Here is a 14,088-nt window from a genome sequence, read left to right on the forward strand (position 1 = left end):
GTGGGCTACTAGTACTAATCCCATCGACACCGAGTCAATCCCCACATACAGAGTCAACTTACAGGTTCTGTCCCAAGCATGGTGGGTTGGAGTCCGACGCCGATGCCTTAGTACAATACACGTACTTTACAAACGAAGTAAATACCAGTACACGGCAATCGAGACGTTGTACTCTCAGATTTTAGGAAAAAAGAACTACAACTTTGAAAAAGGGTTGGATCGGAGTTACCGCTCTGTGACTTCATAAGTGAGCGGTAACTTTGTCATCCCAATCTGCTACTAAAAATCAATTTTGGCCTGTTCCAAAAACCACACCTCGATCTTCACATGCCACATCCGCAACAAATCAAGAGGACGTCGCTTGTAATGGCGCTCAGATATAGCGCTAGGTTTGTGGCCCATAATTTGCGCAACAACGCCTGTAGGGGCTTCTGTCCATTCCGACAGAGTATTAAACGACCGGCGCAAGCCATGCAGCGTAACGTGCGGTAAATCAGCAGCGAGTAGTGCGCGGCGATGAGGTGCTGTTGGCTCTACTAACTGCCCATTTTCAGATGATGGGCTAGAAAAAACCCATTCATTACGGCGTGGTAGATTTTGCAGCAAATGCTTAACATAAGGCGTTAAAGGTATCGTGCGTTCACCTTCGACTTTATCGCGAATAGTGATGCTATTCCATTCAAAATCGACATCAGCCCACTGCAACCCCGCCAATTCGCGACGGCGCGCACCAGTAAGCAATAGGCTTTGCAGATAGGCCGATGCACAAGGGTTATTTAGCCCACGCACAGCAGCAAACCATCTTGGTAACTGCTCACGCTGCAAACAATCGCCCTCTTTGGTACTACCTTTTGGTAATTCATCTTTAACTTGTTTAGCTTTACATGCCCCGGCAGGAATCAGCCCAGCATATTCATCTTGAGAGTCGCACCAGTTCACAAAAACCGACAGCAAACGAAAAGCCAGCGCGGCTTGTGCAGGGCGTTTGGCTGCTTCAATAGCCAACCATGAGCCAATTCGTTTCCCACTTAAGTCGGACAGTTTTACCGGCAACAATGAAGCCAGCGCCCCCGGTTCGGTTAAACCCTTTCCTCTGACTTTGACTTCACCACCAAGATGCACTGCGCGCAAATGGTCGCGAATATGTAACTCAGACCAACGGGGTCGACGAGCTTCAACGTAGATCGGCCAAACGTCAGCCAGCACCAGCTTACTGCGTTCGATTTCGGCCTTCTTAACTTCGGCAGCCTCAATCCGGTCAGCTTTAGCTTGCCGAGGATCACCACCGGAATCAATAAGTGTTTGCAAGCGTCGGGCCTCTTTGCGAGCATCCTCTAAGGTCCACGTGCGCACATCACCAATCGTAGAGCGTATAGCTTTGCCATCAAGCTTAGCTTGATGAACATACGCCTTACCACCTCCGCGACTGGCACGAACGCCAAGTCCATTCGTATCAGCATCCCAAAGAAAAGACTGATGCTTACCTTCCTCACATTCAAAGGCATGAACTCGGGGTGCAGTTAAATTCTTTTTGGTCATAGCAACACCTATGGCAGTTACACGGCTCGCCGTGTAACCCATTTGTAACCCGATTTGATCAAAATAGATCAACAACAATCATAGGATACTTGTAACCAAAATCAGTTGCAATCGTTGATTTATATAGACTTAATCCAAATAATTTCAACCTCAATCAACACTAATAAACACCGAATTTACCGGATTGTGATTCCTGTTGTCGTGGGTTCGAGCCCCATCAGCCACCCCACAAAAGTAAAGGCCTCAGCAAACGCTGAGGCCTTTTTCATTTCAGCGTATCCGATCATGACTCTGGCGTTTCTAGATCCGCGAAATAAAACTGCCCATTACGGATGGTAGCTTCTAACAAACGTCGGCCATAGCCTAGCGCCAAACCCGATTGTCGATCTTGTTCACCAATTGCCAACACCCAATCAGCCCCTTCGGGCATTTGGGCCACCAGCAATGTGAGCTCTAGCCAGTCTTCGAGTGAATTGGTATAAGTAATCATGTTCAGCCCTCCCCTTGAGTATTTCTAACTCACGACGACATTGAGCAGATTGCAGCTACTTAAATATAGATATCGGATGCTTATGGATAAGACTGAACGCCCTGCCATGCCGAAGCGTTCAAATTGAGTATATCGAGCCAGTGTCAGCTGAAAATGAAGAATAGATTAAACTAGCGGGGCATTAGAGCACCGATTCAACGCCTTGATTAGCCAACTGGTCCGCGCGCTCATTGCCCGGATTACCGGCATGGCCCTTGACCCAACGCCACTGGACGGTATGCCGCGCCACTTGCTCATCCAGCGCACGCCATAGATCCTCATTTTTTACGGGCTGCTTCGCGGCAGTTTTCCAGCCGTTTTTCTTCCAACCGTGAATCCACGTTTCAATGCCATTTTTGACGTATTGTGAATCAGTATGAATCGTAACTTCACAACTCCGAGTGAGCGCTTTCAACGCCGAGATGACGGCAAGCAACTCCATTCGATTGTTGGTGGTATGTGCCTCGCCGCCAAATAGGTCTTTTTCATGTGCCCCATAGCGCAAAAAAGCCCCCCAGCCACCAGGGCCAGGATTGCCTTTGCAGGCACCATCAGTATAAATTTCAACCATCAACAAACTCTCTATTCAATTGGGGCACGGCAATGCGCAAGACTATTTTGGCTATTTTACTCGCAAGCGCGGCCACCCACAGCCTCGCCAGTCCTTTTTGCCCGTGGAAAATACCCAGCACAGAAGCAAAATCAGAGCGATTTATTAATCTGACCGTCGTACAGTTTATTGTGCAGAACGATGAAGAACTGCAAATTAGTTATGGGGGAGGCAATTTGGGTAGCGGGCACGATCTGCGGATTCCTACCAAAAATCGCGACGAAGGTAGCAAACTACTGAAAAGCATGCTCGATACGGCCAAGCAATGCGACAAATAAGCGCAATGGTATATAGCCAAGAATCTTACCTATCAAGGCTTACCGAGCAATACTCTATAAATTTACTTGCAACGATCTTTTTCGGACTGCAGCCGCATTTTTTCTACCACTGCTGCGGCGCTACGTTTAGGCACGACAACCTGGCTCCAGTCAGGCTCGATCACATTCATACCACGCACACGCTTCACAACATCAAGGCAATACACCCCGCCACCGCCCGGCCATAACTTATCGCCTGCTTGCTCCAGAAAACGGCTTTTATCGAGCCAACCTTTACGCTGCATGGGAGGCCGGTAGCAGAGAAACTCCCCGCGTACCAATTGCAAATCGAGCAATGCTAGCCAATCTTTAAGCCGATGCAGCGCCAGAAAATGCCCTTGCCATGGCACATCATTGGCTTTGAGCCGCCGTAGCCCCCACAAACTCCATGGATTAAAGCCGGTGATCAACACTCGCCCTTCCGGCATCATGACCCGTTCAGCTTCACGCAATACCGCGTGTGGATCGCTGGCAAAATCGAGCGTATGCGGCAGCACCAGCAAATCAAGACTTTGCTCAGCGAATGGTAAAGCTTCTGCGACACATTTGAGCTGCGTACCAGCAGCTCGCCCGGCGATACAGCGCCAGGGCATCCGGTTGGCGCGCAAACAATCGAGTTGCGGCAGCTCCAGCTGCATGGCTTTGTAGCCAAAAATATCTACCGTTGTGCGATCAAACCACGCCGCTTCGCTATCGCGCAAATATTGACCTAGCGGAGTCGCCAACCACGCGGCAAAATGTTCAACAGCTGCAGTCATAAGCCATCCAAGGATAGTAAAGCCATGCTCAAAATCAGCGCCATACCGATCTTTACCGATAATTATATTTGGGTACTAGAGCAAAACCACAAGGTGATCGCCGTTGATCCCGGTGATGCTGCACCATTACAGGCTTGGCTCAGCGCACAACACTGCACGCTGGCGGGGATTTTAATTACCCACCATCATGCTGATCATACCGCTGGATTAGCCGATTTGGCGCAGGATGGTCTGCCGATTTATGGACCAGCCGCTATTCGATACATTAATAGACCTTTGCTGGGCGGTGAAAGTTTAACGCTGCTCGGTGAAAATTTCAGGGTACTGGCCACCCCAGGGCATACCCTTGATCATCTGTGTTATTACGGAGCTGGCGCTTTATTTTCTGGTGACACGCTATTTTCTGGTGGCTGCGGTCGAGTATTTGAAGGCAGCATGGCGCAAATGTATCAAAGCTTGCAAACGCTCAGCCAGTTACCCAGCCAGACTTTAGTGTGCTGCACGCACGAATACACCATGAGTAATTTGCAATTTGCTTTGACGATTGAACCAGAAAACACCGCATTACAATCACGCGCCGCTGAAGTTGCCCAGCTAAGAGCCGCCGAGCAATTTAGCTTACCTTCAACCTTGTCCATCGAATTGGCAAGCAATCCTTTTTTACGTTGCAACGAGCCCGCAGTGATAAAAATGGCGCAACAACATAACCCTAATGCCAATAGCCCAGCGCAGGTGTTTGCCAGCTTACGAGAATGGAAGAATAATTTTCGCTAAGTAGCGGTAAACATCTGATCTAAAGCACGATTTTTGCAAAATCTGTCACCAAAACACCGCGTTTTCGACCCTGAATGACATTAATCAGCGCAGCTTGATTGACAGGCTTGGAAAGCGGCCTTTACTATCGTGCAATTCATGCAATCAATCAGGAAACGGGCCAATGAAACATCGCCTGTGCGCCATCTTAGTCCCCGCCGTTTTAGCTCTGCCCGCTTTCGCTTTAGAAGCCGGTAAACTTGATTACCAGCTACACAGTCTGAGCCCTAATCTACCAGCCAATACGCAAATTACCATTAATCAGCTCTTTAACGATGTGGATCCACTGGTAGAACGCGACTTATGGGTACGCGTGCGCAATGGCTTTGCGATTCCTGATATTGACAGCCCATTGGTCACTAAATGGGAAAACTACTACGCCAGCCGCCCTGATTACTTAAACCGGATTATCGAGCGCAGCAATCGCTACCTGTATCACGTGGTTGGTGAAGTTGAAAAACGCGGCATGCCGATGGAATTCGCATTGCTGCCGATGATTGAATCGGCCTACAACCCCAAAGCCGAATCCCCAGCCAAAGCGGCCGGCATGTGGCAATTTATCCCCGCTACCGGCAAGCGTTATGGCCTAGAGCGCACCTGGTGGTATGACGGCCGCCGTGATGTCGTTGCCGCCACCGATGCAGCCTTGTCTTACCTACAAGATATTCATGGCATGTTTGATGACTGGCAGCTAGCGTTGGCATCGTACAATTGGGGCGAAAATGCGGTAAAACGTGCCATCGACAAAAATACGGCAGCGGGCCTGCCCACTGCTTATGTTGATCTAAAAATGCCGGATGAAACCCGCAACTACGTTCCCAAATTACTGGCCATTCGCAATATTATTGCTGACCCGGCCGCCTATGGCGTGAAATTACGCGACATTCCGAACCAACCTTATTTCACCACGCTACAGCCCGGTAAACACATGGATGTATCGGTGGCTGCCAAATTGGCAGGAATTAGCGTGGAAGAATTATTGCGCCTGAATCCGGGCTTTATCCGCCCTGTTATTGCCCACAAAGACGAGCGCAAGCTGGTCTTGCCTATCGACAAGAAAGACATCTTTGAACGCAATCTGGCCAACTATGAACAACCGCTGCTCAATTGGCAGCCTTATGTCACCAAATCGGGCGAAAACTTTGATGCTTTAGCCACCACTTTTGGCATTGATGCGGCCGAATTACGTGATATCAACGATATTGCCGCCAATGATCGCGTCGCGCGCGGGCAAACTATTTTGGTCCCCAAGGTTGCTGGACTCGACGTGTCTGAGCGCCAAACACTGGCCGCCCTGCATAAAAACCGCGAGGCCGAAGCAATTGATACTGGTGAAAAAGATCAGCCCAAACCGGTACTGGCCTCTGCGAAAAATAATGGCGCCAAAGCTGGCCGTGAGCATAAAGTGGCCAAAGGCGACACATTGTTTAATATCGCCAAACGCTACTACCTAACGGTAGCCGAGCTTAAAGCCATGAATGAGCTGAAAGGCACGCAAGTAGCGCTCGGCGACACCCTACGTGTCGGCAATGCCAGCGCCCAACCCAAATCCTATATTGTTAAGCGCGGCGATACACTGGCTTCAATTGCCAAAAAGCTCAATATTGATCTGATCGATTTGAAAAAAATGAATCGCAAGCCCATTACACCGGGCATGACGCTTGTGATGAATTAATCGCCCCAAAACCCAAAAACGCCGCTCCACTGCCACAGTGAGCGGCGTTTTTATTAAGGGTATTACCCACCAGAGCTTACCAATCATTAGATCTGGACCAATACCCAGCCGAATTCTCGGAAGGAGTTGCAATGATACGATGGATCTTGGCAATCATCGGCTTAGGTTATGGCTGGGAAGTCTTTGAACTAAAATTTGGGGTTTTATGCGCGGTTGCCGGTTTTTTGCTCGGCCGCTGGCTGGATCAGCGCAGCAGCGAAAGTCCCCCCCCGGTACGCCGCCCAGTCAACAGCGTGGCGCAAGAATTACAACTCTTAAAACAACGAGTGACGCAACTGGAAAATGAGGTTGCACAACTCAAAACCGGCAATGTTAAACATGCGAACAGCGTGGCGGGCGGGCTTGAAACTAGCCCGGTACCAACAAACCCAGCACCGACTGCAGAGCAAACCGAAGCGGTGCTCACGCCGGCGGCACACAACCAAGCGACGACAACACCCGAATTTGTCACACCTAAACCTGCTGTCCGGCGCCCTACTCGCCCAGCACCAGAGCCCAATCTGATTGAGCAAGCATTTAGTGCGGCACAAAGCTGGTTGTTTGGCGGCAATACCGTCGTGCGCCTCGGGATGCTGATTCTATTTTTTGGTGTGAGCTTTTTGCTGAAATTCGCCGCCGATAATCAGCTACTACCTATCGAACTGCGACTGGCTGGTTTGTGCCTTGGCGCCGTGGTGATTTTCAGCGTGGGCTGGCGTCTGCGCGAAACTCGGCGTAGCTACGCCTTAATCATGCAAGGTGGCGCTTTGGGCCTGCTGTATTTCACCATCTACGGCGCCATGAAGATCTATCATCTGCTTCCGACTAGCTGGGCCTTTATCTTACTTGCCCTGCTCGGCGTTGCGGCGGCGGTGTTGTCGATCCGCCAAGATGCCAGCGCCTTGGCCGTTACCGGGATTTTTGGCGGTTTTCTCGCCCCCATACTCACCAGTGATGGCAGCGGCAGCCATGTCATGCTATTCAGTTATTTCGCGGTGCTCAATGCGGGGATTTTTGGCATTGCTTGGTTCAAGGCTTGGCGCTCGCTCAATCTACTGGGTTTCATCTTTACCTATCTGATCGCAACGCTCTGGGGGGTATTTGATTACCGCAGCGAACTCAGGGGTAGCACACAACCATTTGTAGTGCTGTTCTGGTTGTTCTTTGCCGGGATCAGTACCTTGTATGCCATCAAGCGTAGCCATTCATTCCGCTCCATTGTCGATGGCACCCTAGTATTTGGCACCCCGATGGTAACCTTGGCCCTGCAATCGCAACTCATGAAAGGCTTCGAATATGGTATGTGCTACAGCGCACTAATCGGTGCCGCTTTCTATCTGGGGCTGGCTGCTTGCTTGTATGCACGTCGCAACGATAAGCTGAAATTGTTTACCGAAGCACAGCTAGCAATGGGTATTTTGCTGGCTACCTTGGCGATTCCCTTGGCTTTTGATGGTAATGTTACTGCCGCAATGTGGGCGGTGGAAGGCGCTGGGGTGCTCTGGGTTAGCGTGCGACAACAACGCCGACTTGCCTTGAGTTTTGGCCTGTTACTGCAATTTGCCGCCGGTTTGGCGGTGAGTATGGCCAGCCCGTATTACACCGAGCTGCCATTACTTAATGGCGTTTATCTTGCCAGCTTATTGCTGGCGCTCAGCGGTTTATTTTGCGCTTGGCAATTACATGAAAAGCAAAGCGATTGGCCGCTTAAACCACTGCTCAGCCAGTTTGGCTGGTTGTTAGGGGCTTGGGGTTTACTCTGGTGGGCAAAAGCCCACTGGGATGAAATCGACCTGTTTCTCGCCGGCGATGCCAAGCCCAATGCCGAACTTCTGCTGATTGCGCTCACCGCAGGTATTTTCCAGCAGTTAGCGGTGCATCGACTCTGGCGCAATGCCCAAGTGGTGGCCATGGCTTTGGGCCCGGTATTACTGCTGCTGGTCGCGGCTCAATATACGCAATTTACACATTTATTTAGCTTATGGGCTTGGCCTGTGGCTTGGGTAAGCCTATTTGCCTTGTTATTCCAGCAAGATCAATCCGAATCTGCCTGCGAGACTTGGCAACATGTCATCGCCAGCTGGCTAAGCTGGGGTATATTCATCAATGAATTAAGCTACCTAGCAAGCCAGCATATACATAGTCCAGTATCTAGATTGGCGGCCTTTGCTGCGCTCGGCAGCGCCGCAGTCGCGGCGGTGAAATATCTACCCTGGCCAATCAAAGCACACTGGCGGGCATATTGGGTGTACGGCACAGCTCCGATGGCGCTTTTATTATTGGTATGGGGCTTTTACTCAGCGCTCTCGGGCGGCGAATCGGCTTTGCCGGTGTTAAACGCACTGGATCTAGCCCAACTCGTTACCTTAGTTGCCTTGGGCTTCTGGCTAAAACACACACTTGCAGAGCTAAACCTTGCATCACCACCCCGTTGGTTATGGGCTATCGCGGGCTGCGCTATTTTTGTTTGGCTCAATGCCATGTTATTGCGCAGTATTCATCATCAATACGGGGTGCTGTACACCTTTGATGCATTAAGGCAATCAACGTTAGTACAAATGAGCTTGTCGATCTTTTGGACTATCATCGCTTTGGCGCTCATGCTGCTAGCCACTCGCCAAGTAATCCGCAGCGTGTGGTTACTTGGCGCCACATTGCTCGGGGTGGTCGTCATCAAACTATTTATGCTGGATCTGTCGCACATCAGCGGCATTGAGCGGATCGGCTCGTTTATGGGGGTCGGTATTTTGCTGCTGCTGATTGGCTATTTTGCCCCAATCCCGCCCGACGATTCGGCTAGCGAAGAGGCCTAAGTGCAATTCTATGTTCAATATAAAAGCCACCTTGCGGTGGCTTTTATATTGTGCGGCCAATTGGCTTAACGGGGGGGGAAGTTCGGGTGGGTTTTAATTGCCGATCGACTTCTTTCCAGCGCGCATGGTGCTCGCGAATCAGATGAATTGCATCTTCGATGGTATCCACCACAATTGGAATTTGCATATCCACTGGGCTAGCCAGACCCGCCTCATTATTGACCATATAATGCTGCGCCCAATCAACCAGCTCATGCCACATTTCACCGACCAAGATCAGCGGCGTATCGTAGAGTTTACGCACTTGCAAGAGCTGCCACACCATCGACAACTCAAGCAAAGTCCCAATTCCGCCTGAAGTCACAATAAACGCATTGGAGCGCAAAATAAAATGATGCAAGCGGGAGAAGAAGGTTTTGTGTTCGAACACGCGCCCCACAAAATCATTCACATTTTGCTCAAAGTCGAGATCGATCCGGATCCCTACTGAAGCCTCTGGCTTATTCGGCGCGCCTTGGCTTGCCCCTTCATTGGCGGCCTGCATCAAGCCAGGGCCACCACCAGTCACAATATGGCAACCCATCGCCGCCAGCTGTGCCGCCAATTGCTTTACCGCTTCATAGCGCGGTGTATTTTCTTCAATCCGCGCGGAACCAAAAATAGTAACGTGATAATCAGGCGTATGCGCCGGGCGCAAACGGGATAAATCATCCACTGCGTCCCATAGCTTGAGGACGGCTTCACCTACAATATCTAATGCTTCTTCGTCGTCAATGACACCGATTGGTTTGTTATAAGCGTTAATCATGATAGCCCCTTGTTGTTCTTGTATTGTCCAGTGCGACGCTATCAGCTTAGGCGTAAAACTAGTGGCTTGTATAGTCAGCCACACAATTTGCCCGGCTAAATGTGAATATTCAAGCCATAAGCCGTGCGATCAAATACGCTAAAATCAATTTCTTTGTCTTGCTGGCTGCCCCGTATGCAATTAAATAACCCGCTTTTATTGCGCCAAAGCTGCTTAATCAATGGTCAGTGGCTAAGCAGCGCCCAGACCATTGCCGTCCATAACCCAGCGACTGGGCAAATGATTGCGCAAGTTCCAAAAATGGGTGCAATGGAGCTCGAAGCTGCCATTGCTGCCGCCCATTCGGTACAGCCATCATGGCGCGCACTCAGCGCAAAAACGCGCAGCCAGCTTTTACGACGCTGGTACGAGCTGATTATGCTTAATCAAGAAGATCTGGCCCATATTATGACCGCCGAGCAAGGAAAACCCTTAACCGAAGCGCGCGGTGAGATTGCTTATGCGGCCAGCTTTATCGAGTGGTTTGCTGAAGAAGCAAAGCGCGTTTATGGCGATATCATGCCGCATCCGCAAGCAGGGCAGCGGATTTTGACTCTTAAACAGCCCATTGGTGTCTGCGCCGCCATCACGCCGTGGAATTTCCCGGCCGCCATGATCACCCGCAAAGTGGCCCCTGCCTTGGCTGCGGGCTGCACGATGCTGGTCAAACCGGCATCGCAAACGCCACTCACAGCCCTTGCGCTGGGCGAATTAGCACAGCAAGCCGGCATCCCCGCGGGGGTACTCAATATCATTACAGGCTCTGGGCGGGAAATGGGGGCACTGCTGGCCGCCAATGAGACCATCCGTAAAATTTCATTTACCGGCTCAACTGAAACGGGCCGCGAATTAATGGCTGGATCCGCACCCAGTATCAAAAAGCTCTCGCTGGAATTGGGTGGCAATGCGCCATTTATTGTATTTGCTGATGCCGATCTGTCGGCTGCAGTAGATGGCGCGCTGGCCAGCAAATTTCGCAATGCCGGGCAAACCTGCGTCTGTGCAAACCGTTTCCTGATTGCTGATGAAATCTACGATGAATTTGCTCAACAATTTGCCGCAGCAATCAGTGCACTAAAAGTGGGGTATGGTCATGAAGACCATACACAGATTGGCCCATTGATTGATACCCAAGCCATCCATAAAGTCGAAGCACATATTGCCGATGCCGTGGCGCGGGGAGCTAAACTTGTCTGCGGCGGGCAAAGACACGCTTTGGGTGGCACGTTTTTTACCCCAACACTACTCACAGAAGTACCCCGCGACGCCTTGATCAACTGTGAAGAAACCTTCGGCCCCGTAGCTGCTCTGGTCCGTTTTCACGACGAGGACGAGGCTATCCGGCTGGCGAATCAAACCGAATACGGCCTAGCGGCCTATATTTACACCCGCGATTTAAACCGCACCTTCCGGGTGGCGGAAGCCATTGAGGCTGGTATGGTCGGCATTAACACGGGCTTGATTAGTAATGAAGTTGCGCCGTTTGGCGGCATCAAGCAATCGGGATTGGGGCGTGAAGGGTCAAAATACGGCATTGACGAGTATCTTGAGCTTAAATATTTATGCGTCGGCGCAGCATAAAAAAATCCGCACTGGCTTGCGCCAAGTGCGGCAGAGGATGGAGTCTGCATACAGTGCGGCTAAGGCCGCACCGTTAAAGACTGGGTTAAATCAAGGCTCAACCATCACACAACAGCGATATAGCTGCAGCGCGATTCGATGCGTCACTGTACCCAGACTAGATCCATCCTCAAATAAGCAATTGCCCCATCAGTAAAAGACCTGAAACCAATTTGACAGCTCAATACGACCATTGCGGGAGTAAGCTTACTTTGGCAATGCCGCTTTAATCAGAGATTCCAACTCTTCAGGCGGTACATCGGGTGCGAATGTTGCACGCCCCATTCCGTCAGCTTTAAACAGCAGCGGCAGGCCAAATTTCTGCCCACAGGCCTGCCCGATCCAGATTTCCTGCCATTGGCCACTGACCATTTTGTACGGCAAAGGCTTATCCAGCTTCAAAGTCAGATATTGCCCACCGCTAACGGGCTTGCTCACTTTAAAATCAACCGGCTTGATATTTTCATCCAGACACTGGGCTTTGATTGCGGCACGATTGTAAGCTTCCCCCACCACAGGGTCGCGCAATACTTCACGGCGCATATTCAGTGGCACCAAACTTTGCCCCATTTCAACCGCCTTAGCCCAGCTTTCTTTATCGCATTGACGATACCACTTGGCACGCTCACTGGTGCTGAGCCCCACCACGCTATTATCCAAATCAGCACAAACTGCGTCGATCGCCATCTTGAAACCCTGTTGTGCCGCCTGATAAACCAACTCGGCAGCATAGCGCTCGTTTTCGCGTTCAGCCAAACTACGTTTGGCTAGTTGGCTGTAACGTGGTAAATCCAATTGTCCATCCGCTGTTTTCATACCTGCCAAAGCCTCGGTTTGCAATAAACCAGCCAGCATAAATTGTGCTTCAGGAATTTTTTTTGCCACTAATGGGTTGAGTAACTCTTTCGCTGCCGCAGCATCAACCGCAGTACCTTTACCCTGCATATACATTTGGGCCAGCAACATACGGGTGATATCGGTGGCACTACCGTCGGTGACATCCGCTTTGGCAACGGCAAAGGCCAGCGTGTAATCATTTTTTTCGATAGCATTTTGCACCAAGGCTTCCCCTGCCCAGGCACTGCCGGCTAGACACGCAGCCAGCATCATTGAGATTAATTTTGTATTCACTTCCGTCTCCGTCCATTCAATGGGCTTTAGTTATCAGGCTATCTTACTGTAGTCCGCGCCATTCGCCTACAAACTAGCCCACAGCAAAATTGTGCAGTGATTTGGTAATTTGTCAGCAATGCTATTCAGCGTGATTTAGAGTGCCTATCATAGCGTCATTGCTGTACGAGACCGCCCCATGAGCGCCACACCCGCCTTATTTAAAAACCGCAATTTCATCTTGCTTTGGCTCGCCTCCGTGGTGGGCAATTTTGCCTTGGCCGTTGCCATGCTGGCCGAAACTTGGTTTGTGGTCAAAACCTTGGGGGCCAAAGAGCAACTGGGCTTGGTGATGATTGCGGGCTCAGTACCGCGCATTGCTTTAATGGCGGTGGGAGGCGTACTGGCAGATCGGATGCGGCGTAGTCGTATCATTTTAGTTTCGCTGGGCACCCGTGTATTAATGCTATTTGGCTTGGTTGGCCTGCTGGCGCTTGGTCGGCTAGATATTTGGGCACTGACCGCGTTTGCCTTTCTGTATGGCGCACTTGATGCCTTTTTCTGGCCAGCACGCGACGCTTTAATTCCCGCCATCGTGCCCGAACAAGACCTGACACGCGCCAACTCGATTATGCTCACCACCAACCAAGTCGGCTTGGTATTTGGCCCTGTGCTTGGCGGTGTACTACTCGCCACGCTGAGCTACGAAATGATTTTCAGCCTGACCGGCATCATGCTGGCACTGGCTACAGGTTGCATCGGTCTAATTAACGAGCCTTTTACAGCCAAAATACGGCACGCGGGTAGCACCATGCTGACCGAGCTGAAAGAAGGAGTGCAATACGCCATTCAAACCCCAGTTTTACGGGCCTTAATGCTCATTTATGCGGCGGCAAATTTGCTCTTTATGGGGCCATTGGCTTTGGGCATCCCCATCATTGTGACCGACAATCTGAATGGACAACCGGCAACCTTATCGTTTCTGCAAAGTGCTTTTGCTGCAGGCATGGTCGTCGGCGGGGTGTTACTGACCATGTATCCGCCTAGCAAAAAACGCTTGCTGATGATCACGGTGATCATCGCACTGGAAGGTATCTTATTAGCCTTACTAGCGCATACCCACTGGATGTGGGTTGCGGTTGGAATTCAAGCCCTCATCGGACTTGGCGTAGCAGGTAATAATGTCCCCATGATGTCGCTAATCCAGCAATATTCGGATAAGGACAAAATTGGTCGAGTAATGAGCCTAAACAGCATGGCCTCAATGGGGCTAACCCCGCTGTCATACGCCATGGTAACGGGCTTGCTTTCATTTCATATTTCAATGGGCTGGATTATGCCAATCTTCGGCTTAATCATGGCTGCGCTGATGGCGATACTCACACTGCAAATGCCGGTTATTCGTGAAGCCAACTAAG

General features: G+C 50.7%; 12 protein-coding genes. 6 read left to right on the top strand and 6 right to left on the bottom strand.

What is annotated here, in order from left to right:
* Nucleotides 1-279 precede the first annotated feature (279 nt).
* The 3 genes from HZU75_RS04615 to rnhA form a co-directional block, all read right to left on the bottom strand.
* A complete protein-coding gene (locus HZU75_RS04615; protein ID WP_180308002.1) occupies nt 280-1,539 on the bottom strand; it encodes a tyrosine-type recombinase/integrase in 1,260 nt (419 codons plus the stop codon).
* A gap of 283 nt (nt 1,540-1,822) precedes the next feature.
* A complete protein-coding gene (locus tag HZU75_RS04620) occupies nt 1,823-2,029 on the bottom strand; it encodes a hypothetical protein (RefSeq protein ID WP_180308003.1) in 207 nt (68 codons plus the stop codon).
* A gap of 181 nt (nt 2,030-2,210) precedes the next feature.
* Entirely contained in the window at nt 2,211-2,639 is a 429-nt protein-coding gene (gene rnhA, locus HZU75_RS04625) for a ribonuclease HI (protein ID WP_180308004.1), read from the bottom strand.
* Nucleotides 2,640-2,671: 32 nt separating this feature from the next.
* Here rnhA and HZU75_RS04630 point away from each other — a divergent pair, with 32 nt between their 5' ends.
* Nucleotides 2,672-2,956 (top strand): hypothetical protein, encoded by a 285-nt coding sequence (locus HZU75_RS04630; protein WP_180308005.1) that lies wholly within the window; start codon nt 2,672-2,674, stop codon nt 2,954-2,956.
* A gap of 62 nt (nt 2,957-3,018) precedes the next feature.
* Here HZU75_RS04630 and HZU75_RS04635 read toward each other — a convergent pair whose 3' ends face one another.
* The gene (locus HZU75_RS04635) at nt 3,019-3,753 is read right to left on the bottom strand and encodes a class I SAM-dependent methyltransferase (protein WP_180308006.1); all 735 of its coding nucleotides are present in this window, start codon (nt 3,751-3,753) and stop codon (nt 3,019-3,021) included.
* A gap of 24 nt (nt 3,754-3,777) precedes the next feature.
* Here HZU75_RS04635 and gloB point away from each other — a divergent pair, with 24 nt between their 5' ends.
* From gloB to HZU75_RS04650, 3 genes are all read left to right on the top strand, one after another.
* A complete protein-coding gene (gene gloB, locus HZU75_RS04640) occupies nt 3,778-4,527 on the top strand; it encodes a hydroxyacylglutathione hydrolase (RefSeq protein WP_180308007.1) in 750 nt (249 codons plus the stop codon).
* A 163-nt stretch (nt 4,528-4,690) separates the two neighbouring features.
* Nucleotides 4,691-6,241, top strand: coding sequence for a lytic transglycosylase (locus HZU75_RS04645; protein WP_180308008.1), 1,551 nt, complete (start codon nt 4,691-4,693; stop codon nt 6,239-6,241).
* A 131-nt stretch (nt 6,242-6,372) separates the two neighbouring features.
* Nucleotides 6,373-9,093: a DUF2339 domain-containing protein gene (locus tag HZU75_RS04650; protein WP_180308009.1), complete on the top strand. Its 2,721-nt coding sequence runs from the start codon at nt 6,373-6,375 to the stop codon at nt 9,091-9,093.
* Between the two features lie 43 nt (nt 9,094-9,136).
* Here HZU75_RS04650 and HZU75_RS04655 read toward each other — a convergent pair whose 3' ends face one another.
* Entirely contained in the window at nt 9,137-9,901 is a 765-nt protein-coding gene (locus tag HZU75_RS04655) for an LOG family protein (RefSeq protein WP_180308010.1), read from the bottom strand.
* Nucleotides 9,902-10,075: 174 nt separating this feature from the next.
* Between HZU75_RS04655 and HZU75_RS04660 the strand changes: the two genes are divergently transcribed.
* Nucleotides 10,076-11,521, top strand: coding sequence for an NAD-dependent succinate-semialdehyde dehydrogenase (locus HZU75_RS04660; RefSeq protein WP_180308011.1), 1,446 nt, complete (start codon nt 10,076-10,078; stop codon nt 11,519-11,521).
* Between the two features lie 246 nt (nt 11,522-11,767).
* On the opposite strand, the gene HZU75_RS04665 is transcribed toward HZU75_RS04660, so the two are convergent.
* Nucleotides 11,768-12,691 carry a hypothetical protein gene (locus HZU75_RS04665; protein WP_180308012.1) on the bottom strand — a complete coding sequence of 308 codons (924 nt, stop codon included), beginning with the start codon at nt 12,689-12,691 and terminating at the stop codon, nt 11,768-11,770.
* Between the two features lie 178 nt (nt 12,692-12,869).
* On the opposite strand from HZU75_RS04665, the gene HZU75_RS04670 reads away from it, so the two are divergent.
* A complete protein-coding gene (locus tag HZU75_RS04670) occupies nt 12,870-14,087 on the top strand; it encodes an MFS transporter (RefSeq protein ID WP_180308013.1) in 1,218 nt (405 codons plus the stop codon).
* The last annotated feature ends 1 nt before the right edge of the window (nt 14,088 follow it).

Origin of the sequence: Chitinibacter fontanus (genome assembly GCF_013423785.1) — a bacterium.
Lineage (GTDB): Bacteria > Pseudomonadota > Gammaproteobacteria > Burkholderiales > Chitinibacteraceae > Chitinibacter > Chitinibacter fontanus.

Coding starts and splice junctions, on each gene's coding strand:
- HZU75_RS04615 (WP_180308002.1), bottom strand. CDS start 1,539: ATGACCAAAAAGAATTTAACTGCACCCCGAGTTCATGCCTTTGAATGT.
- HZU75_RS04620 (WP_180308003.1), bottom strand. CDS start 2,029: ATGATTACTTATACCAATTCACTCGAAGACTGGCTAGAGCTCACATTG.
- rnhA (WP_180308004.1), bottom strand. CDS start 2,639: ATGGTTGAAATTTATACTGATGGTGCCTGCAAAGGCAATCCTGGCCCT.
- HZU75_RS04630 (WP_180308005.1), top strand. CDS start 2,672: ATGCGCAAGACTATTTTGGCTATTTTACTCGCAAGCGCGGCCACCCAC.
- HZU75_RS04635 (WP_180308006.1), bottom strand. CDS start 3,753: ATGACTGCAGCTGTTGAACATTTTGCCGCGTGGTTGGCGACTCCGCTA.
- gloB (WP_180308007.1), top strand. CDS start 3,778: ATGCTCAAAATCAGCGCCATACCGATCTTTACCGATAATTATATTTGG.
- HZU75_RS04645 (WP_180308008.1), top strand. CDS start 4,691: ATGAAACATCGCCTGTGCGCCATCTTAGTCCCCGCCGTTTTAGCTCTG.
- HZU75_RS04650 (WP_180308009.1), top strand. CDS start 6,373: ATGATACGATGGATCTTGGCAATCATCGGCTTAGGTTATGGCTGGGAA.
- HZU75_RS04655 (WP_180308010.1), bottom strand. CDS start 9,901: ATGATTAACGCTTATAACAAACCAATCGGTGTCATTGACGACGAAGAA.
- HZU75_RS04660 (WP_180308011.1), top strand. CDS start 10,076: ATGCAATTAAATAACCCGCTTTTATTGCGCCAAAGCTGCTTAATCAAT.
- HZU75_RS04670 (WP_180308013.1), top strand. CDS start 12,870: ATGAGCGCCACACCCGCCTTATTTAAAAACCGCAATTTCATCTTGCTT.